Origin of the sequence: Acinetobacter qingfengensis (genome assembly GCF_008693185.1) — a bacterium.
GTDB classification, from domain to species: Bacteria; Pseudomonadota; Gammaproteobacteria; order Pseudomonadales; family Moraxellaceae; genus Acinetobacter; species Acinetobacter qingfengensis.
Map to the genome: position 1 here is coordinate 54,496 of NZ_VXKN01000007.1, position 21,220 is coordinate 75,715.

Here is a 21,220-nt window from a genome sequence, read left to right on the forward strand (position 1 = left end):
TATGTCTACTGATACAGAAATTTCCAGTCTGCAACACTCCAAACGCCTTGCTGGGATTGCTCTTGCAATTGCCGCAGGTTGTTGGATTGCCTTAATGGTTCTGGCCAAAATTTTTCCACAATATAGCTGGCTTATTCATATTCTCATGCTTTCGGCTGAAGCGGGTGTGGTTGGCGGATTAGCCGATTGGTATGCCATTACTGTACTATTTCGCAACCCCTTTGGAAAATTTCCACTTCCCAAACTTCTACGGGATCACACCGAAATTATTCCACGTAACAAAGCACGTATTGCTGAGTCCATGGGTCGTTTTGTTCAGGAAAATTTTCTTTCACCAACTGTAGTACAAAACACTCTAGCCAAAACAGACATTAGTCTGGCTGCCGGAAACTGGCTAAGACAACCTGAAAATAGTCAGAAAATCGTTGAAGTGATTCAATTTGGTGTTCCCAAGTTTTTTGAATTTTTTGGTCAACAGCAGATCAGCCAATTTATTCAGGATAATAGTGTTCAATGGGTCAAAAATACTCGAATCAACCGTCTGGCCAGTGAAATGCTGCGTGCCATTCTGGACAATGATTTTCATCAGGATGTATTACAACGTGGATTGGATGCAGCACATCACTGGCTACAGACCCACCCTCACGAAACAGAACAATTAACCAAACGTTTATTTGAAGAAATGGGCGTAGCCAAGCTGGCCAAAGGCGTCAGTTTTTTGGGAATTGATGTACAGCAACGCAGTATTAAGGCCTTTATTAAAAAGATTGAACAAATGTTAGCGGATCCAGACCATCCATGGCGTCAACATATTGAAGATTATGGTCGTGAGCTTATGCACGACTTAATGCATGATGGCAGCAAGGCCAGTCTACGTCTTAATCAAACCAAAGATGCTTTTCTGGAAAGCCCACAACTTTTAAATTTTATTAGTAGTGCAGTGACGATTTTATGTCAGGCGATCACCAAGGATTTACAACGCAATGACTCGGGACTTGCCACCAATTTACGTGCAGTCATCATGCAGGTCGGTGAGAGTATTCGTGACAATATCGAAGTACGGGAAGTATTTAATCAGCGTTTTTCAGGGATTGCGACACAATTGAGTGCGCAATATAGCGATAAGGTAATTCGTTTTATCAGCCAGCAAATACATGCATGGGACTCCAGAGAAATGATTGCCAAAATTGAAAATGAGGTTGGTGGTGATCTGCACATGATTCGAGTCAATGGTGTTGTGGTCGGTGGATTTATCGGTTTATTGCTGGGAATTTTTCGTGCCGGATTCGATTATTTATTTTGAAAAATAGTGTAGAAACCAAATGGGTCTTTGCTTAAATCCTCACTTGTATTTTATGACAGTGCAGTCCATGATAATGCCTTTTTGATCAGCACAGATAAATTGCCATGATTCAGATTGACAGCAAATTTCCTCAGGCAGGCACAACCATTTTCACTGTCATGTCAGAACTTGCAGAACGCTTGCAAGCGCTCAATCTGTCACAAGGTTTTCCAGATTTTGCTCCACCCAAAGCCTTACTTGATGCATTTCATCAAGTGTCAGATTTTGCCCATCAATATCCTGCCGGTCATGGTATTCTGGCATTAAGACAACTGATCAGTGAACAATATCAGCAGCAACATCAAATTCATTTTGATCCAGTCAATGAAGTGACGATTACTGCCGGCGCTACTATTGCAATTTATTCTGCAATTCAAGCGTTAATTCATCCACAGGATGAGGTCATTGTTTTTGATCCGGCGTATGATAGTTACGCCCCGGCTATTCATCTGGCAGGTGGGAAAACTGTACATATTGCCTTACAGGCACCTGACTTTCAGGTGGACTGGAATCAAGTACACGCTGCGATTACTTCTCGTACACGCATGATTATTGTCAATACACCGCATAATCCAACAGGCAGTATCTGGTGCAAAGAAGACTGGCTAAATTTAATTCAATTAATCGAAAATAAAAATATTATTGTATTATCTGATGAAGTATATGAGCATCTGGTTTTTGATGGACAACGTCATTATTCAGTGATGGATTTTCCTGAATTACAAGATCGAGCGTTGGCAATTGGTTCATTTGGTAAAAGCTTTCATGTTACAGGCTGGCGGACAGGTTATTGCGTTGCCAAAGCAGCATTGATGCGTGAATTACGTCAGGTTTATCAATTTGCCAATTTCTGTGGTGTACAGCCTTGTCAAATTGCTCTTGCACAGTTTATGCAACAATCTCCGGAACATCTCAAAACACTTGCAAATTTTTATCAACAAAAACGTGACTTTTTTCTGGAAGGTATTCAGCACAGTCGTTTTTCTGCACAACCCAGTCAAGGTACGTATTTTCAGTTACTAGATTATTCCGCAATTCGGGATGATTTAAATGACGTTGAAATGTGCCAATGGCTTGCTGAGCAGCATCGTATTGTCAGTATTCCAATTTCTGTATTTTATCAGCAGCCACCTCAACATTTACCTTATTTACGTTTCTGTTTTGCCAAAAAAACTGAAACACTACAACAGGCACTGGATATTCTGTCAAATTGTTAAACAGTCAAGCAATTCATCAATACCCTTGCTAGAATAGCCGCTATTTTCACCAATTTTTGGATGATTTATGGCAGCACAGGCATCTTCGATACAACAACGTAAGTTATGGAAAGTTTTTCTGATTTTCCTGTTACCGTTGATTGCCACCAACATTCTGCAAAGCCTCTCCGGCACCATCAATACCATTTTTGTCGGGCAAATGATGGGAGTAGAAGCAATTGCTGCTGTTTCGGTTTTTTTTCCAATATTATTTTGCCTGATGGCTTTTATTATCGGGTTATCCGCAGGTTGTACCGTACTCATTGGCCAGGCATGGGGTGCACGTAATACCGAAAAGCTACATAGTATTGTTGGCTCAACTCTGTTTATGACATTGACTGGAGGCACAATTATTGCGGCTCTCGGAGCATTGTTTACACCCGCAATTTTACGATTACTTGGTACGGATCAATCGGTGATGCATCTGGCTGTGCCCTATACTCGCTGGATGCTTGCAGGCAGTCCATTGTTATTTATCTATATTATATATACTTCTATTTTACGTGGTGTCGGTGACAGTATAACGCCATTGGTTGCACTAGGCATGACCAGTGCAATTGGTATGATCATTACGCCAGTGTTAATTAAAGGCATGTTCGGCTTCCCTAGTTTGGGGATTATTTCTCCAGCTATTGCAACGTATATCAGTTATTGCTGTGTACTGGGCTTTTTATATCTTTACCTCAAATTCCGTAATCATCCACTTAAACTGGACCAGCAACTCAGACAACATATCCGCTTTGATCGTCAAATGTGTAAACTAATTCTCAAATTGGGGATACCAACCGGCATACAAATGGTCACGACTTCACTTGCAGGTCTGGTCATTATTGGCATGGTCAATCGCTTTGGTGCGCATGCAACTGCTGCTTACGGTGCAGTAAATCAAGTATTAAATTATGTACAATTTCCTGCGCTATCAATTGGTATTGCAGCATCTATTTTTGCTGCTCAGGCCATTGGCGCTGATCAAATAGGCTTAGTACGCAAAGTCACCCGCACCGCATTGTGGTTTAATCTGATTCTGACCGGTGGACTTATCAGTCTGGCATATTTAGGATCGAAAGCCTTGATGTCCCTCTTCATTACTGAACCCACAGTGGTAGAACTTGGTGAGAGCCTGTTACACATCGTTCTTTGGTCTTTACTCTTTTTTGGTGCAGCAGGAATCTTTGCGGGGATTATGCGTGCCAGTGGTACAGTAATTGCACCAATGGTCATTAATATTCTCTGTATTGTCAGTATTGAAATTCCACTGGCATGGTGGTTTAGTCATCTCTGGGGGTTACAGGGTATCTGGTATGGTTATGCAACTGCTTTTGTCGCCACGTTCTTTTTACAAATGGCTTATTATTTATTGGTCTGGAAAAAGAAATCTATTAGCCGTCTGGTTTAAACTCACTATTTTAATTTTTTTGGAGAACAATTTTGCGTGCCCTGATTCAGCGTAGTAAAGCAGCAAGCGTGACTGTCGATCAACAAATTGTGGGTCAAATTCAACATGGCTTGGTGGTATTTCTTGGATTGGGACAAGATGATAATTTAGAAAAAGGGCAAAAATTACTGGATAAAATTCTTAAATACCGAGTATTTGATGACGAAAAAGGCAAAATGGGTCTGAATATCCAACAAGCACAAGGTGAAATTCTTTTGGTTTCACAATTCACTCTTTATGCAAATACACAAAAAGGTCTACGCCCAGATTTTGCTCCAGCCATGCCTCCTCAACAGGCCAAAGCGTTATATGAGCAACTAGTCGCTTATATAAACTCGCAATATACTCATGTTGCTACCGGAATTTTTGCAGCGGATATGCAAGTGCAACTCATTAATGATGGTCCGGTAACATTTATGCTAGAAGTTGAGTAAAAATGGGCGTCCCTATTGTGTCCATTTTTACTCAATAAGTAAATGTCACTTATTTCCCTGTTTTTTGCTTAATTAATTGACGCACTTGCTGATATTTTTGTGTTAAAGGCTTAGGCAATTTAGGCACAATAAGTTTAGCCGCTTTATTAAACCAGACCAGTAAAGTAAAATCGCCTTCCATTTTGATGTCGCCACTTTGCATTCCACTCATAAATGCGCTTGGATTACCTTTTAAAATGGTTTTTACTGCATAATCACTGTCCACAAAATGGATACTAAAGTCGGCAGCCTGACCTTTTGCAGGTTCATTACTGACCTGACCATGATCAATCACCAAATGGCGGGCAACGCCATTTTCGGCAGCAATTTCTATACGAAACTTACGATCATAAATTAGCTCGATAAACTTTGGGCTGGTACGTGCCAACTGCTTCATACGTAGCGTTAAACCCGCCAGTAATAAATCCAAAGGATCAGTTGTAACATCCACGACCGGAAGTTTAATCACAGGCAAAATTGATAATTTCATGAGTTGTCCTAAAAGGTTATCCAGCATCAGGCGATATAAAATATTATCCTAACATATCCGCTTTTTAAAATTTAAATTCTGTTTTGTGTTGCAACAAATCTATATTTTTTATCTATGTAGAAACCGTTGACATTCTATTTATACTGGCCGTCCATACTGATTTAATCATGATTCTTCTTGTCAATCTAACGTAGATAATGATGCTGATCATCCTCATAAACTGGCGTATGTTCTATACATTTGACCTTTTTAATCACTTTCGAATGTTGCCGATCGTACCAGATAATCAGTCCAGTTATTCCCAGTAAACTGAGCATAAAAGCTGTGATATAACCGTACAATAAGGGCATATCAATGAGACTTTGAATAATCACACGCAGCAGTTCAAGTCCACCCCAGAACACCATACCTGCCCCCATGAACAATAACCAATGGCGATAGCGTGAAAATGCGATCAAACAAATTGCCAGAGCAACACAACTTAGCCCTAACACTGTTGCCATACTCATTGTAGTCATGCATTTCCTCCTTCACCATCTGGAATCTTTATTTATCACGACCTTGATCTACCCAACGCATTTCAAAATAAAGTACTTAAGCTTTAACCGACTAAAAAACAACCTTAAAAGCATTTCGGTAAAATCATTATGCAAGTTTTTAACGCTGAGAAAAGCCCCTACATGCGAATTAACGACACAGGATGTCGTTTAATATTACACTCGACTTTATTTAGCAAATAACAAGCTGTAACAAAGCCTGATAAATTAAGGATTCTTGCAAAAAAATAGAATTTTTATTTACGATCAAAAAATTTTTTTAAATATTTTTTTAAGCCATATTGATTTTAATAAGTCATTGTTTTTTATTAAATTTTAAACAAAATAACATTGTCATTACATCAACACTACATCCAACACGCAACTGCCAGATGTAGCATTTTTTGTGGATATCTTAGGCTTATAAATGAGGCCTATACTCGGTGAATATCTTTATCATGTACTCCTAAAAGATACAGAATACCATCCAGTCCTACGGTAGAAATTGCCTGACGTGCATTCTGGCGTACCAATGGTTTTGCTCTAAATGCGATGCCTAAACCAGCCAGTGATAACATAGGTAAGTCATTGGCTCCATCACCTACGGCAATTACTTGAGCAGTCGAAATCCCATATTTGGCTGCCAATTCCTGTAATAATTGTGCCTTGCGTGCACCATCAACAATCTGGCCTTTCACTTCACCTGTCACCAAACCATCCTGTATATCCAGAATATTGGCATGCACCTCGTCAATACCTAATTTTTGCTGTAAATATTCCGCAAAATACTGAAAACCACCAGATAAAATCGCTGTTTTATATCCCAATGATTTCAAAGTTGAAATTAGATTTTCTGCGCCTTGCGTAATGATCAATCGCTGTGCAACACTGGCTAAAACCTTACTATCCAAACCTTTTAATAAAGCAACACGTGCCCGAAAACTTTGCTGAAAATCTAGCTCGCCCAGCATGGCACGTTCAGTAATTTCTGCAACCTGTACACCAACACCTGCTTCACGTGCCAACTCATCAATCACTTCCTGTTCAATCAGGGTAGAATCCATATCAAAGCATACAAGACGATGATTACGGCGATATACATTGTCTTCCTGAACTGCAATATCAATATTATGATTGCTACTTAAACCCAGACATGCGTTACGCATGGCTTGTGCATCCAGCATTTTTCCACTTAATCCAAACTGAATACACGCAGGTGCCGATTGTTGGTGATGATCTAATACTAATCGATCTGAAAGACGTGTGATGCGATCAATATGAAACCCTTGACTAGACACCAACTGACTCACAGCTTCTAAATGGGTTGCGTTGAGTGCAGGTGCCAGAACCGTTACCAGATATTTAACCTGTCCACCATCTTTGACCCACTGTTGATATTCTGCTTCAGAAATAGTTTTAAAATGCACAGTCGCATTGGTTTCTTCAGCCAGACTTAAAATTTCTTTCATTGCAAGTGCTGTTGCTGTCTGATCTTCAGAGTGAATGATCATTCCCAGTGTGGATTGATGATGAATAACTGCCTGTCCAACATCCAGAATCTGCAAAGAATGTACAGACAATACTTGCATAAGTCGGGTAAACTGATTAGGTTGGTCTGGTCCCAGAAAGGAAATAAGAATGATTTCTCGCATGAGTATAACTCTGACCTGAGTAGTTGCTGTTTATAAAATTAATAGCATGATAATCGATCTTGAAACTATTTGCCTTGGAAGTTTAAGTTGAACGCACCTCGTCAAGGGCTTTTTGCAAGCCTGCTTATTGTTAGTTTTGCCTTGCACAGTGTTTTGATTGTGCTTGCTACTAATTATTATTTAAAAGATAACCGTATCATTCAGGGTGAATTACTCACTCGCCAACTGGTGGCAGATAGTCTAGCTGAGTTGAACCCACCCAATACCGTTTCTCTGGCATTATTAACTTCTCGTTACGCAACCAATCCAAGTATTGCATCATTACGTATCCTAGACCCAAATAATCAGGTTTTAGCTACCGCTGGTGCCAATAAAACCCGTGATGGGGATATTTTTGTAAGAGATGCCATTGCCAATGAACAAAAAGTAGGACGAGTAGAAGTTACCCTGATTAAACCAAGTCTAGGAGAAACACTACGCAATAACTGGCTTCCTCTTGTCGCCTCACTCATTATTCATATTTTATTATGGATTGGCTATCGTACAATTGCTCGCCCAACACGTTCTGAATTCTTGGCAAAAATGAAACGTGAAGCTCAACTTAAACATGAAATCCAGCGTTTAGCCGAAGCACTCGAACAAGAGAAACATCAAGCAACACTTACTCTTGCCAAAGCTCAGCAGCTTTATCAAAATCAACGTCCTAAAGCCAATCTTGATGTTGAGGATCTGCTTAACAAAACCGAACATTCAGATCATCTTTATCTCAGTATTCAGTTTTATGACCCAAAACAATTGTTAGGGTCAGTTAACCAGCGTACCGCACAGGCCTACTTTAATCTGGCACAATTATTTTTAAACAAAACCATTAAGTTATGTCTTGAACATTTTGAATTACATGAGAATCAACTTGAAGTGATTCAACCATTCTTTGACGATGGTGCACTAATTCGTATTGATAAAACTGCACCACAAGCGATTCCAACAATTATTCTGGTGGCCACAGTTTTTCAATCGCTGTCTGATGCTATGTATAAACGCTATCGTGAGGATAAACGTTTTGCATTACAAACTCGTAGTGCCATTGCAGAAGAACTGCCAAGCATGCAGCTTAATGCAGAAAAATCTGCAATTCGTTTGGCACAATATTTACACGCCAAAGAACTCGCAATTTATTTGAGTAAACCAAGTTTTAAACATGATCGTCATTGCTACGAATTAATAAATTTGCCAAATCCGTCTAACGCTTTGACACGTGAAGCATTACTCATTCAGGGTTTAAATACGGAATGTGCCCATGCCGCAGAACAAATGCGAGATGAGATTTTACTTGGGAAAAAACTACAAAACGACTCAGCACAGGATGATTCTTGAAGGATTTATTCTGGTTTAACAGGGTCATGAATATGATTGACCCTCATTTATTGATGTTTAAGTCGCAAATAAAATCAAGCAAATCACCACAAAAAACGCTAGACTATACGGCGTTGAATTCACAGGGCAACCCGAATGATTTGTCCTTAAATAGCAAAAGGTGAAAGCAGATGTCACTAAATAGCATCGAAGAATTGGTAGCCGATATCCGTGCAGGAAAAATGGTCATTCTCATGGATGACGAAGATCGTGAAAATGAAGGCGATCTCATTATTGCTGCCACACATGTTCGTCCAGAAGACATTAACTTTATGATCACTCATGCTCGTGGTTTGGTTTGTTTGACTTTAAGTAAAGAGCGTTGTCAACAATTAAACTTACCCTTAATGGTCGATCATAACGGCGCACAGCACGGCACCAATTTCACCTTGTCTATTGAAGCTGCTGATGGAATTTCGACCGGAATTTCTGCGGCTGAGCGGGCACATACCATTCGTACAGCAGTTGCTGCACATGCCAGACCAGACGATATCGTACAGCCTGGACATATTTTTCCGCTCATGGCACAACCCGGTGGCGTATTACACCGTGCCGGACATACCGAAGCAGGTTCTGATCTGGCTCGCCTTGCAGGTCTAGAGCCTGCCTCTGTTATCTGTGAAATTATCAAGGAAAATGGCGAAATGGCTCGCCGTCCTGATCTGGAAATTTTTGCAGAAAAACATGGTTTAAAAATTGGTACTATTGCCGACCTTATCCATTATCGAATGATGAATGAACAAACCGTAGAACGTATAGAAAACTCAACTATCGATACAGAATATGGTGAATTTCAACTCTATTATTATCATGAAGTTGGCAATCCTGCCGTTCATTTGGCATTGGTCAAAGGCAATCCAGCAGAAGGTGTCACCACAGTTCGTGTACATGGTTTTAATCCAGCCCGTGATCTTTTAAAATTAAATAAGGCCGATGGCGAACCTGCATGGAACATTGACAATGCCTTACAGGAAATTGCTGCCAGCGAACGCGGTGTTTTGGTATGGATTGGACAAAATCATCTGGAAGATCTGGGATCTGCATTAAAGAGCCTTAAACAGCCAAAAACCGGTAAATCAAATGCAGCCTTATCTCGTCAGTATCAAACTATTGGGGTTGGCGCACAGATTTTAAGAGATGTGGGAGTAGAACAGATGCGCCTGCTCAGTTCACCATTACGCTTTAACGCATTATCCGGATTTAATCTGGAAGTTGTAGAATACATTACACCAACTCAGGTTTAAGATTTTACCGCTTGAGTTGCAATAATTTTAAAAATACTATCGTATGATTTTTCAACGATATTTTGAGGACAAACAATGACTATCCAAAAAATTGAAGGTCAACTTCATCTCGCAGCACAAGACCATTACGCAATTGTTGTTGGTCGTTTTAACAGCTTTGTGGTTGAGCATTTGCTTGAAGGTGCCATTGATACGCTAAAACGTCATGGTGTTGCAGAAGAAAATATCACTGTAGCTTATGCCCCTGGTGCATGGGAACTTCCAATTGTGGCTAAAAAACTGGCTACAACACAGAAATTTGATGCCATTATCGCTTTAGGTGCAGTTATTCGTGGTAGCACACCTCATTTTGATTTTGTCGCTGGAGAATGTGCCAAAGGGTTAGGCGTTGTCGGACTAGAAAGTACTTTGCCAGTTATTAATGGTGTATTAACCACAGATAGTATTGAACAGGCCATTGAGCGTTCAGGTACCAAAGCTGGAAATAAAGGCTCTGAAGCAGCATTAACCGCCATTGAAATGGTTAATCTGTTAAAAGCGATTTAATTTGTAAGGCAAATAGAAAATATGAATCAAAGCTATCCAACCACATACGCAGCAAAACGCAAAGCACGCCGTTTTGCTGTTCAAGGGATTTATGAGTGGCAAATGACCCATAATCCTGTTCATGAGATTGAAGCACGTACCCGTGCCGAAAATGCCATGCACAAAGTCGATATTGGCTATTATCATGAATTATTAAGCCAGATCGTTGCTGAACATGAGGCAATTGATGCTGTATTAATTCCTGCTCTGGATCGTGAACTCAACGCACTGGATGGTGTGGAGCTTGCAACCTTGCGATTAGGCGTTTATGAGCTAAAATATCATCTGGAAATTCCCTATCGTGTGGTTCTGGACGAAGCCATTGAACTGGCCAAACACTTTGGTGGTGCAGATAGCCATAAATATATTAATGGTGTATTGGATCGTGTGGCGCAAAAACTTCGCCAAGCCGAAAAACAATAAACTGAATGACTAGGCCAAACGACATGATGTGGCTTATATGACTGAATTTTCGATCATTTCCCGCTACTTTCAATCTCTGACTACACAAGATATTAGTGTAGGCATTGGCGATGATTGTGCAGTGTTTAGCCCTCCAGAAAATCAACAATTGGTCAGTTGTATTGATACTTTGGTTGCCGGTCGGCATTTTTTACCAGATGCGCCTGCACATGCAATTGGCTGGAAAAGTGTTGCTGTTAATCTGTCAGATCTTGCTGCCATGGGTGCCACACCTCACAGTGTTTTACTGGCATTAAGCTTACCTACACTTAATGAAGATTGGTTAGCGGAATTTAGTCGTGGTATTGCCGATTGCTGCCAGCAATATGGTGTACAACTCATTGGTGGTGACACGACACAAAACCCAACACTTACCATTTCAATTACGGCACTTGGCTGGGTTGCACCACATCAGGCAATTTTACGCTCAGGCGCTCAAGTTGGTGATTTTATCGCTGTAACTGGTCAAATTGGTAGTGCAGCATACGCTTTACGCTATCCAGATTCTGCACTACAGAATACACTGGATTATCCCATTCCTCAGGTTGAATTTGGGCTGGCATTACGTGGTTATGCCTCCAGTATGTTAGATGTTTCCGATGGTCTGGCTCAGGATCTTGGACATATTCTGCACGCCAGTCAGGTTGGCGCACGAATTCAATTTGAACAGATTCCTATGGCTGATGAAATTAAAACATTAGCTTTAGATACACAAAAAGCATTGGTACTGGCAGGTGGAGATGATTATCAGCTTTGCTTCACAATTTCCGCAGAAAATTTAAATAAATTCACACAAAAATTTGACTTTAAACCTTATATTATTGGGCAAATTGAGTCAGGTTCTGTCTGTCATTTTTTTAATCAGCAACAGGCGTTTACGCTAAAGCAATCAGGATATCAACATTTTGCCACAACCTCCCATTGATTTAAGCCGTCATTCAGGCTTTGACAAGTTTATCTGGTTTCTGGGTGTTGGGCTCGGCTCAGGTTTATTGTCCAAAGCACCCGGTACCATGGGATCACTGGCAATTCTAGTTCTATATCCGCTCTGGATCGTATTAGGACTATTTTCATCAATTGTAATCATTATTCTGATGTCGATTGTCGGTATCTATATTTGTGGTCGCAGTGCAGAAATCATGCAGGTGCATGATGATGGTCGCATTGTCTGGGATGAGTTTGCTGGGCAATCTATCACCCTGCTCCCACTGATCTACTTTGCGCAATCTAGCTGGTGGCTCTGGTTAGGTTTTGCTCTTTTTCGTTTGTTTGATATCTGGAAACCGTTTCCAATTGGCTGGGCTGATCGGCATATTTCCGGAGGTTTAGGCATTATGCTTGATGATCTACTGGCAGGGATCATGGCAGCATGTGTTTTTGGCGCAATCTTATTTTTTGTTTCATGAGGAATGTCAATTATGGCAACTTCAGTCATTATTCTTGCGGCAGGCAAAGGCACCCGCATGAAATCAGCGTTACCCAAAGTATTACAACCATTAGCCAATACACCTTTATTGGGTCATGTTCTAAATACAGCCAGACAATTACAAGCTGAACGAATCATCACCATTTATGGTCATGGTGGCGAACTGGTCAAACAGACGTTTTCCAAACAAAACATCGACTGGGTAGAACAAGCCGAACAACTTGGCACAGGCCATGCTGTACAAATGACTTTACCTATTTTGCCACAAGAGGGTTTATCACTCATTTTATATGGTGATGTACCATTGGTGTCCAAAAATACCCTGCAACGTTTATTGGATGCATCAACTGCCTCAGGCATCGGCATGATCACGCTGAATGTGGAAAATCCAACGGGTTATGGACGTATTATTCGTAAGGATGGGAAAATTCAGGCCATCATTGAACACAAGGATGCTTCTGAGCAACAGCGTCAGATTACAGAAATCAATACTGGTATTTATTGCGTCAGTAATCAAAAATTACATGAATGGCTACCTAAACTTTCCAATAATAATGTACAGGGTGAATATTATTTGACGGATATTGTGGCTATGGCTGTCGCAGATGGATTAGAAATTGCATCCATTGCACCTGAATTTAACTTTGAAGTTGAAGGTATCAATGATCGCTTACAATTAGCAGCCCTTGAATGTCAGTGGCAAAATTATCAAGCTGAAACATTAATGCGTCAGGGCGTACACATCATTGATCCACATCGTTTTGATTTGCGGGGTACTTTAAATTGTGGTCAAGATGTGCAAATTGATATCAATGTGATTATTGAAGGTGAATGTGAACTGGGTGACAACGTAAAGATTGGTGCGGGTTGTATTTTAAAAAATACCAAAATTGCTGCTAATACCGTTGTACAACCTTATAGCGTGTTTGACTCGGCGATTGTCGGTGAAAATAATCAGATCGGACCATTCGCCCGTCTACGCCCAAATGCAGTTCTAGCCAATGATGTTCATATTGGTAATTTTGTGGAAGTGAAAAATTCCAGTGTGGGTTATGCCAGTAAAGCCAATCATTTTACCTATCTTGGTGATGCGCAGGTCGGTGCAGAAAGTAATATTGGTGCCGGTACAATCACCTGTAATTATGATGGTGCCAATAAACATAAAACAGTTATTGGTAATCAGGCCTTTATTGGTTCAAATAGCTCACTGGTTGCACCTGTTCAAATTGGTGATGGGGCGACTGTTGGCGCAGGCTCAGTGATTACCCGTGATGTTGCAGCACATAGTTTAGCTGTTGAACGTGCTGAAGTACGTCACAAAGCGAACTATCAACGTCCACAAAAACAGAAATCATGATTTGAGGAAAAATTTATGTGCGGTATTGTTGGTGGCATCGCTGAACGTAATATCTCAGAAATTTTAATTGAAGGGCTCAAACGCCTTGAATATCGGGGGTATGACTCCGCCGGACTGGCATTAATTGACCATCATCACGTGGTTCGTGAGCGTCAGGTAGGAAAAGTTGCAAACCTAGTGGAAGCTGTTACCAGTCGACATTTACATGGTAATCTAGGAATTGCCCATACACGCTGGGCCACACATGGTAAACCCACTCAAAATAATGCACACCCTCATGCTTCCGGTGAAGTTGCCGTGGTACATAACGGTATTATTGAAAATTATCAGGAATTAAAACAGGAACTACAACAACTGGGTTACGTTTTTAGTTCTGAAACAGACACCGAGGTTGTTGCACATTTAGTCAACCATGCTTTAAAAAGCACACCTGATTTATTAACAGCAGTGCAAACTATCGTACCACGTCTTAAAGGCGCTTATGCACTGGGCATCATCTGGGCACAACAACCAGATGAACTGATTGCAGTGCGTGAAGGTTCTCCATTAGTAGTCGGTGTTGGTATTGGTGAACACTTTATCAGTTCGGATCAACTGGCATTACTCCCTGTCACCAATCGTTTTATCTACCTGGAAGAAGGCGATATTGTGCGCCTGAAACGCAATAGTATTGAAATTTTTGTTAATACTGTCCTCACCCATCGTCCGGTGAAGGAACTTGATGCAACAGTAATGAGCAGCAGTAAAGGCGAATACAAGCACTTCATGCTTAAAGAAATTTTTGAGCAACCAGAAGCTGTGCAACAAACGATTGCCCAAGCACTGGATGCCGAGCATTTAAAAGCTGGTTTTCTGGAAAAAGCCGATGGTGCGTTTGATACCATACAGCAGATCCAAATCATTGCCTGTGGTACCAGCTACCATGCTGGAATGGTTGCAAAATACTGGTTTGAACAAATCATTGGCTTGCCTTGCCAAGTCGAAATTGCCAGTGAATACCGTTATCGTCACCCTGTAATTGTCGCCAATACCCTGTATCTGTGCATTTCACAATCTGGTGAAACCGCTGATAGTCTGGCAGCTCTACGTGATGTACAACGTCACGCCAAACAGCAGCACAAAACTATTTTTACTATGGCCATTTGTAATGTCGCTACCTCATCTATGGTACGTGAAACCGATTTTCATCTGCTTACTTTAGCCGGTCCGGAAATTGGTGTTGCTTCAACCAAAGCGTTTACCACACAATTAGCAGCCTTGATGCTTTTGGTCTTGAAAGTGGGGGAAATCAAAAACAGTATTGCTGCTGATTTAAAACAATCTGTGATTCAAGCCTTATGGCATACGCCAAAAGTCTTAAATGAAACCCTCAAAAATGATGCCGAAATTTTGCGTTTATCGGAATTATTTGTTGAAAAACAACATTGTTTATTCTTGGGTCGTGGTACACATTTCCCAATTGCACTAGAAGGTGCCTTAAAACTCAAAGAAATTTCCTATATCCATGCCGAAGGTTATGCGGCTGGTGAATTAAAACATGGGCCACTGGCACTGGTAGACAATGACATGCCTGTGGTAATTCTGGCACCAAAGGATGAAATGCTGGATAAACTTAAATCCAATATGGAAGAAGTTCAGGCGCGTGGTGGTGAATTATTTGTTTTTGCTGATGAGCATAGCGATATTCATGCTAAAGACCGCCAACATGTGGTTCACATTCCAGCAGTATCGGAATGGTTAGCGCCAATTATTTATAGTATTCCGGTACAATTGTTGTCTTATCATGTGGCAGTATTGCGTGGTACAGATGTCGATCAACCACGTAATTTGGCCAAATCGGTTACTGTAGAATAACTTTCTTGTTAAGTTTAGTTGTTTTTGTGTGAGAGTATTAATAATGATTAATAACTCTCATACATTAAATTTCAGTCCCAAAAATTATTCGTAATTTTTATATTACGTATAACTCTGAATTTTTTATTATACGAAAGATCAGCCACTTGTGTACATTATTCACTTTCATTACTCGCAATATGTTTCAGCTTCATTGACTTTAATTTTTTCGATTTAAAAATATATGCCAAACTCAACAAAATCAACCAAACAGGTAACAAAATAACTGCAAGGCGCATTTCCTCCGTTAAGCTCATAATCAATAAAATCCCCATAACAAAAGCAATAGTTAAATAATTACTCCACGGCGCAGCTAAACTTGGAAAACGCGTTGTTTGTTTTTGTTGCAACATAAATTTACGAAATTTCAAATGTGTAATTGAGATCATCAACCAGTTAATGACAAGCGCAGCAATCACCAACATCATTAAAATTTCAAAGGCATTTTTAGGAGCAACATAATTAATTACCACACAAAATGCTGTGACCACAGCAGACACCAATAATGCCGCAACAGGAATTCCGCGACCATTAACTTTTTTTAGGAACTTTGGTGCATTGCCCTGCTCTGCCAAACCCAATAACATACGACTATTACTATAAACACAACTGTTATATACCGAGACCGCAGCAACCAATACCACAACATTTAATACATTTGCCACGCCTGTACTATTTAATGATTGGAAAATCATCACAAATGGACTTCCCCCTTTTGCGACCTGATCCCAAGGATATAAACTCAGTAATACCCCAATTGCGCCAATATAAAAAATAAGAATACGATAAACAATCTGATTGGTGGCCTTAGGAATGGTATATCCCGGATTTTTTGTTTCTGCTGCGGCAATCCCCACCAATTCCAGTCCACCAAAAGCAAACATGATAAATGCCATTGCCTGAATTAGACCGGTCCAGCCATGTGGTAAAAATCCGCCATGTTGCCATAAATTACTAACTCCGGCTGATGGTCCCGCTCCGCCTGTGACCAAAAGATATATTCCAAAGCCAATCATACTGATAATTGCCAAAATTTTAATACATGAAAATGCAAATTCCAGCTCACCAAAAAACCTTACATTAATCAGGTTAATAAGGTTAATTGCAATAAAGAATACCAGTGCAGTAATCCATGTTGGCATGTCAGGCCACCAGAACTGCACAAAAACACCAATTGCACTTAGTTCTGCCATGCTCACCAAAACATACAATACCCAATAGTTCCAGCCAGACATAAAGCCTGCCATTTGCCCCCAATATTTGTAGGCAAAATGACTAAATGATCCACTTACTGGCTCTTCTACCACCATTTCTCCCAACTGACGCATGATTAAAAATGCCACAAATCCTGCAATTGCATAGCCTAATAATACAGCAGGTCCTGCCAGTTGAATGGTATGAGATAATCCCAAAAATAGTCCCGTACCAATTGCACCACCCAGTGCAATTAATTGAACATGCCGATTCGAGAGACCTTGTTTAAGATTTTTAGAGCGTTGATCCGACATCACAATGACTCATTTTAAATAATAGAATAAATTTGCAATTGTTATGCCATATTAGGGATATTGATGTGAAAATTTAATTTAAATGAATTTTTATTGCATTTGTTATCATTTCAGTCTTTAAGTTGCACCAAATATAAGCTTATATTAATCAAAAAGAACTTTTTTAGCGCATAGACTATAAATTTGAGAAAGCTTTTAAAATTGTAAAATATGAGGAGATAAAAAATTAAATTTAATGAATCGAATAGTAATAAATATCTAATATTTAAATAAAATCTTATAAATTAAAGCAAAATAAGCTGATAATTTTTTCTGTAAAAATCTATCTACATTTTGGCTTTGCCTATGTTAAGCTAAATCCAGCTTGACGGAGCGCAGTTAACAAACTGCTGAGATCATTTTAATCACAGGTGTTTTTACGGCCTGATTTAAGAATGAGTACCGTTGAACCTGATCAGGTTAAAACCTGCGTAGGAATCAAGCCAGCTAAAAACGTCTTATTCATCCTGTAATAAGGATAAATCTATTCATGTTTTTGGTCATGCTTGATTCGTAATTGTTCAGCCAAAGGATTAAGCCATGAACCAATTCACGAATCTCAATTCATCCCAAAATCCAGCCGATATTGCGGCACAACACGAGCAAGATGCTCAAGACCTAACCCGAATTTTACCGGCATCACAAAAAACTTATGTTCAGGGTTCACGTCCTGATATTCAGGTGCCTTTTCGTGAAATTACCCTCAGCGATACACCAACCGGATTAGGTGGTGAAAAGAACTTACCACTACGTGTCTATGATACTTCCGGTGCCTATACTGATCCGAACGTAACTATTGATCTAAATAAAGGTTTACCTTTTGTCCGCCAAAACTGGATTGAGGAGCGGCAGGATACCGAAAAACTTGCCGGACTAACATCAAGTTTTGGACAAGAACGGTTAAGAGATATTCGCACTGCCGAGATTCGTTTTGCTCATATTCAAAATCCAAGACGAGCTAAGACCGGGAAAAACGTCACCCAAATGCATTATGCCAAACAAGGCATCATTACACCTGAAATGGAATATATTGCTATTCGGGAAAATCAACGCCAGCGTGAAGGGGTAGATATGCGCCAACATGCAGGACAAAATTTTGGTGCAAAAAACTTAACCGAAATTACGCCGGAATTTGTACGACAGGAAATTGCTTCTGGTCGAGCTATTATTCCTGCAAACATCAACCATCCTGAATGTGAGCCAATGATTATCGGGCGGAATTTCCTGGTCAAAATCAATGCCAATATCGGGAATTCAGCACTTGGTTCATCGATTGATGAAGAAGTAGCAAAAATGACTTGGGCCACCCGTTGGGGTGCCGATACTATTATGGATTTATCCACCGGTAAAAATATTCACGAAACTCGTGAATGGATTATCCGAAACTCGCCTGTGCCGATTGGTACTGTACCGATTTATCAGGCTCTGGAAAAAGTGAATGGTGTTGCCGAAGATTTAAACTGGGAAATTTTTAAAGACACCTTAATTGAACAAGCCGAGCAAGGTGTAGATTATTTTACCATTCATGCCGGAGTCTTGTTACGCTATGTACCATTAACTGCCGGTCGCTTAACAGGAATTGTATCACGTGGTGGTTCAATTATGGCACAGTGGTGTCTGGCACATCATCAAGAAAATTTTCTCTACACGCATTTTGATGAAATCTGCGAGATCATGAAAGCCTATGACGTGTCATTTAGTCTGGGAGATGGATTACGTCCCGGCTGTATTCAGGATGCCAATGATGAAGCACAATTTTCCGAGCTTAAAACACTAGGCGAACTCACCCATAAAGCGTGGCAACATGATGTACAAGTCATGATTGAAGGTCCAGGGCATGTGCCAATGCACATGATCAAAGAAAATATGGATTTACAACTTGAAGTCTGTAAGGAAGCACCATTTTATACCTTAGGGCCGCTCACAACAGATATTTCACCGGGCTATGATCATATTACCTCTGCCATTGGTGCTGCAATGATTGGCTGGTATGGTACAGCCATGCTGTGTTACGTCACCCCGAAAGAACATTTGGGTCTGCCAAATAAAAAAGACGTGAAAGATGGCATTATTACCTACAAAATTGCTGCCCATGCCGCAGATCTTGCCAAAGGACATCCCGGCGCACAGGCACGTGATAATGCCCTTTCTAAAGCACGTTTTGAATTCCGTTGGGAAGACCAGTTCAATCTCGCATTGGATCCGGATACCGCACGCAGCATGCATGATGAAACCATGCCAAAGGAAGCACATAAATCTGCACATTTTTGTTCAATGTGTGGGCCAAAATTTTGCTCCATGAAAATCACCCAAAATGTACGGGACTATGCGCAAAATCAAGCAGCGCAGCAACAACTTGAAGGAATGAAACACATGCAGGAAGAATATCAAAAACACGGCAATACACTTTATCAAAAGGTTTAATCTTTACAGTACTTCCTGTATCCATGTAGACTGCTAGCCTATATAGAAAGATGAATTCTTAAGGTGATCATATATGATGCAGGAATTAGGCTTTAAGCTACAATTCAAGCAAGAAGATGTTGAGATTATCCGGACGCAAACACGTTACAAAGGCTTTGTCCAAGTAGAAGTTTTGAACTTAAAACATCGCTTATTTGCTTCAAAACAATTTGGTCCAGAAATTTCACGGGAAATCGTCCGCCGCCGACAAGCTGCGGGCGTTTTTGTTTATGATCCCTATTTAGAAAAATTCCTGCTTATTGAGCAATTTCGTGCAGGAGCACTCAATGCTGGAGATACACCATGGCAACTGGAAATTATTGCTGGCTTGATTGATGAAGGCGAAGATGGCATACAATGTGTGACGCGAGAAGCACTGGAAGAAGCAAACTGCCAGCTTCAGAATGTTCATTTTATTCAGCGTTACCATACTTCCACAGGAGCCAGTAATGAAATCTTTTATTTTTATGCTGCAACAGCTGATCTAAGTCAAGCTGGCGGTATTCATGGTGAAGCTTCTGAAGGGGAAGATATTCGTGTACACCTTTTCCGTTACACTGATATTGATGCATTACTTCAACATGACCTTATTCGTAATGCGGAACTTCTTGTTGCCATACAATGGTTCCAGTTATTTTTAGCAAAAAACAAAAAATAGGATAAGAAGATGGCAAAACATCTTTCAAAATCTCATACATCTCTTGCGCAACAACCAATTCGTATATTACAAATCAGTGATGCGCATTTACTCAATGACAAACAGGGGATATTTATTGGTGTCAATCCGTATTTATCATTGCAACATGTCCTTCGAGATGCACAGCAATATGCACCTTATGACTGCATTTTATCTACAGGTGATCTAACACAGGAACCTAGTCCGAGAAGTTATCAAATCTATCTGGACGAAGTTGCTCAATTCAATACACCACATATCTTTATTCGGGGTAATCATGATGATAATCAGGCATTCCCGGAAACTTATGATACAGAAAATCCGGATATCCAAACCATCATTATTGATCACTGGTGTCTAATCCTGCTCAATAGTCAAACACTAGAAGGCAGTCATGGTTATTTAAAAGCCGAAACATTACATCAATTACAGGAAGTACTGACGCAATATCATGAATACCACACCCTGATAGCAATGCATCATCATAGTCTTCCTGTAGGCTGCGCATGGCTGGATCAGCAAAATCTGCGTAATGCAGCAGAATTTTTACAATGTATTCATGCCAATCCACAGATTAAAGCCGTGATTAATGGTCATGTACATCAGGCAACAGAGCAAACAATTTCAGGAGTTGCATTTATGTCCTGTCCCTCAACCTGTGTACAGTTTAGCCCTCACAGTCAGGACTTTAGTCTAGATATTCAACCTCCTGGTTATCGCATTCTGGAGCTGTATTCTGACGGTAAAATTATTACGAAAATCAATCGAATAAATAAAATTTTGGGGGAAATTGATCATCAATTGACGCATTACTAAATCGAGATCAAAAATGCTTGCCACAATTGTTCACGATTTAACACTATCTTATTCAACCAAAAATATATATGATGTGCGACCCTAGGGGAAAACAGCATTGATTTTGACTTTAGATGTCTGTTTTTATCCTGAGTATTGCGTATAGATAAATACT

19 protein-coding genes and 1 riboswitch are annotated in these 21,220 nt (G+C 40.2%); of the genes, 15 read left to right on the forward strand and 4 right to left on the reverse strand.

Going from position 1 to position 21,220, the window contains the following annotated elements; genetic code table 11:
- The first annotated feature begins 1 nt into the window (after window position 1).
- The 4 genes from F4V57_RS09975 to dtd all read left to right on the forward strand — a co-directional run bounded on the left by F4V57_RS09975 (window position 2) and on the right by dtd (window position 4,467).
- Window positions 2–1,303 (forward strand): DUF445 domain-containing protein, encoded by a 1,302-nt coding sequence (locus tag F4V57_RS09975; RefSeq protein ID WP_070070191.1) that lies wholly within the window; start codon window positions 2–4, stop codon window positions 1,301–1,303.
- A 104-nt stretch (window positions 1,304–1,407) separates the two neighbouring features.
- The gene (locus tag F4V57_RS09980; RefSeq protein WP_070070192.1) at window positions 1,408–2,559 is read left to right on the forward strand and encodes a methionine aminotransferase; all 1,152 of its coding nucleotides are present in this window, start codon (window positions 1,408–1,410) and stop codon (window positions 2,557–2,559) included.
- A gap of 67 nt (window positions 2,560–2,626) precedes the next feature.
- On the forward strand, window positions 2,627–3,994 hold the full coding sequence (locus F4V57_RS09985) for an MATE family efflux transporter (protein WP_070070193.1): 1,368 nt from the start codon (window positions 2,627–2,629) through the stop codon (window positions 3,992–3,994).
- A 32-nt stretch (window positions 3,995–4,026) separates the two neighbouring features.
- Window positions 4,027–4,467, forward strand: a complete 441-nt coding sequence (dtd, locus tag F4V57_RS09990) for a D-aminoacyl-tRNA deacylase (protein ID WP_070070194.1) — start codon at window positions 4,027–4,029, stop codon at window positions 4,465–4,467.
- A gap of 49 nt (window positions 4,468–4,516) precedes the next feature.
- On the opposite strand, the gene F4V57_RS09995 is transcribed toward dtd, so the two are convergent.
- The 3 genes from F4V57_RS09995 to serB form a co-directional block, all read right to left on the reverse strand.
- Window positions 4,517–4,996 carry an SCP-2 sterol transfer family protein gene (locus tag F4V57_RS09995; RefSeq protein ID WP_070070195.1) on the reverse strand — a complete coding sequence of 160 codons (480 nt, stop codon included), beginning with the start codon at window positions 4,994–4,996 and terminating at the stop codon, window positions 4,517–4,519.
- 185 nt (window positions 4,997–5,181) lie between these two features.
- On the reverse strand, window positions 5,182–5,514 hold the full coding sequence (gene aciT, locus F4V57_RS10000) for an AciT family ciprofloxacin tolerance protein (RefSeq protein ID WP_070070196.1): 333 nt from the start codon (window positions 5,512–5,514) through the stop codon (window positions 5,182–5,184).
- A gap of 452 nt (window positions 5,515–5,966) precedes the next feature.
- Complete coding sequence (gene serB, locus F4V57_RS10005; RefSeq protein ID WP_070070197.1) at window positions 5,967–7,184, reverse strand: phosphoserine phosphatase SerB; 1,218 nt, start codon at window positions 7,182–7,184, stop codon at window positions 5,967–5,969.
- Window positions 7,185–7,271: 87 nt separating this feature from the next.
- Between serB and F4V57_RS10010 the strand changes: the two genes are divergently transcribed.
- From F4V57_RS10010 to glmS, 8 genes are all read left to right on the forward strand, one after another.
- Entirely contained in the window at window positions 7,272–8,558 is a 1,287-nt protein-coding gene (locus F4V57_RS10010) for a hypothetical protein (protein WP_070070198.1), read from the forward strand.
- 170 nt (window positions 8,559–8,728) lie between these two features.
- Entirely contained in the window at window positions 8,729–9,841 is a 1,113-nt protein-coding gene (ribBA, locus tag F4V57_RS10015; RefSeq protein ID WP_070070199.1) for a bifunctional 3,4-dihydroxy-2-butanone-4-phosphate synthase/GTP cyclohydrolase II, read from the forward strand.
- 75 nt (window positions 9,842–9,916) lie between these two features.
- Window positions 9,917–10,387 carry a 6,7-dimethyl-8-ribityllumazine synthase gene (ribH, locus tag F4V57_RS10020; RefSeq protein ID WP_070070200.1) on the forward strand — a complete coding sequence of 157 codons (471 nt, stop codon included), beginning with the start codon at window positions 9,917–9,919 and terminating at the stop codon, window positions 10,385–10,387.
- A gap of 21 nt (window positions 10,388–10,408) precedes the next feature.
- Complete coding sequence (gene nusB, locus F4V57_RS10025; RefSeq protein WP_070070201.1) at window positions 10,409–10,849, forward strand: transcription antitermination factor NusB; 441 nt, start codon at window positions 10,409–10,411, stop codon at window positions 10,847–10,849.
- Window positions 10,850–10,886: 37 nt separating this feature from the next.
- Window positions 10,887–11,813: a thiamine-phosphate kinase gene (gene thiL / locus F4V57_RS10030; RefSeq protein WP_070070202.1), complete on the forward strand. Its 927-nt coding sequence runs from the start codon at window positions 10,887–10,889 to the stop codon at window positions 11,811–11,813.
- The gene (locus tag F4V57_RS10035) at window positions 11,794–12,294 is read left to right on the forward strand and encodes a phosphatidylglycerophosphatase A family protein (RefSeq protein ID WP_205634530.1); all 501 of its coding nucleotides are present in this window, start codon (window positions 11,794–11,796) and stop codon (window positions 12,292–12,294) included. Before thiL ends, F4V57_RS10035 begins: the two co-directional genes overlap by 20 nt.
- A 12-nt stretch (window positions 12,295–12,306) precedes the next feature.
- Window positions 12,307–13,671, forward strand: a complete 1,365-nt coding sequence (gene glmU, locus F4V57_RS10040; protein WP_070070204.1) for a bifunctional UDP-N-acetylglucosamine diphosphorylase/glucosamine-1-phosphate N-acetyltransferase GlmU — start codon at window positions 12,307–12,309, stop codon at window positions 13,669–13,671.
- A gap of 15 nt (window positions 13,672–13,686) precedes the next feature.
- A complete protein-coding gene (glmS, locus tag F4V57_RS10045) occupies window positions 13,687–15,525 on the forward strand; it encodes a glutamine--fructose-6-phosphate transaminase (isomerizing) (protein ID WP_070070205.1) in 1,839 nt (612 codons plus the stop codon).
- A gap of 155 nt (window positions 15,526–15,680) precedes the next feature.
- Here the strand turns inward: glmS and F4V57_RS10050 are convergent, their stop codons facing one another.
- Window positions 15,681–17,072, reverse strand: coding sequence for an amino acid permease (locus F4V57_RS10050; protein ID WP_070070206.1), 1,392 nt, complete (start codon window positions 17,070–17,072; stop codon window positions 15,681–15,683).
- Window positions 17,073–17,430: 358 nt separating this feature from the next.
- A riboswitch (TPP riboswitch) is annotated at window positions 17,431–17,566 on the forward strand.
- Between the two features lie 85 nt (window positions 17,567–17,651).
- Between F4V57_RS10050 and thiC the strand changes: the two genes are divergently transcribed.
- The 3 genes from thiC (at window position 17,652) to cpdA (ending at window position 21,066) form a co-directional block, all read left to right on the forward strand.
- Window positions 17,652–19,535, forward strand: coding sequence for a phosphomethylpyrimidine synthase ThiC (gene thiC, locus F4V57_RS10055; protein WP_070070207.1), 1,884 nt, complete (start codon window positions 17,652–17,654; stop codon window positions 19,533–19,535).
- Window positions 19,536–19,608: 73 nt separating this feature from the next.
- Window positions 19,609–20,232, forward strand: coding sequence for an NUDIX domain-containing protein (locus tag F4V57_RS10060; protein WP_081409230.1), 624 nt, complete (start codon window positions 19,609–19,611; stop codon window positions 20,230–20,232).
- 9 nt (window positions 20,233–20,241) lie between these two features.
- A complete protein-coding gene (cpdA, locus tag F4V57_RS10065) occupies window positions 20,242–21,066 on the forward strand; it encodes a 3',5'-cyclic-AMP phosphodiesterase (protein WP_070070208.1) in 825 nt (274 codons plus the stop codon).
- Window positions 21,067–21,220 lie beyond the last annotated feature (154 nt).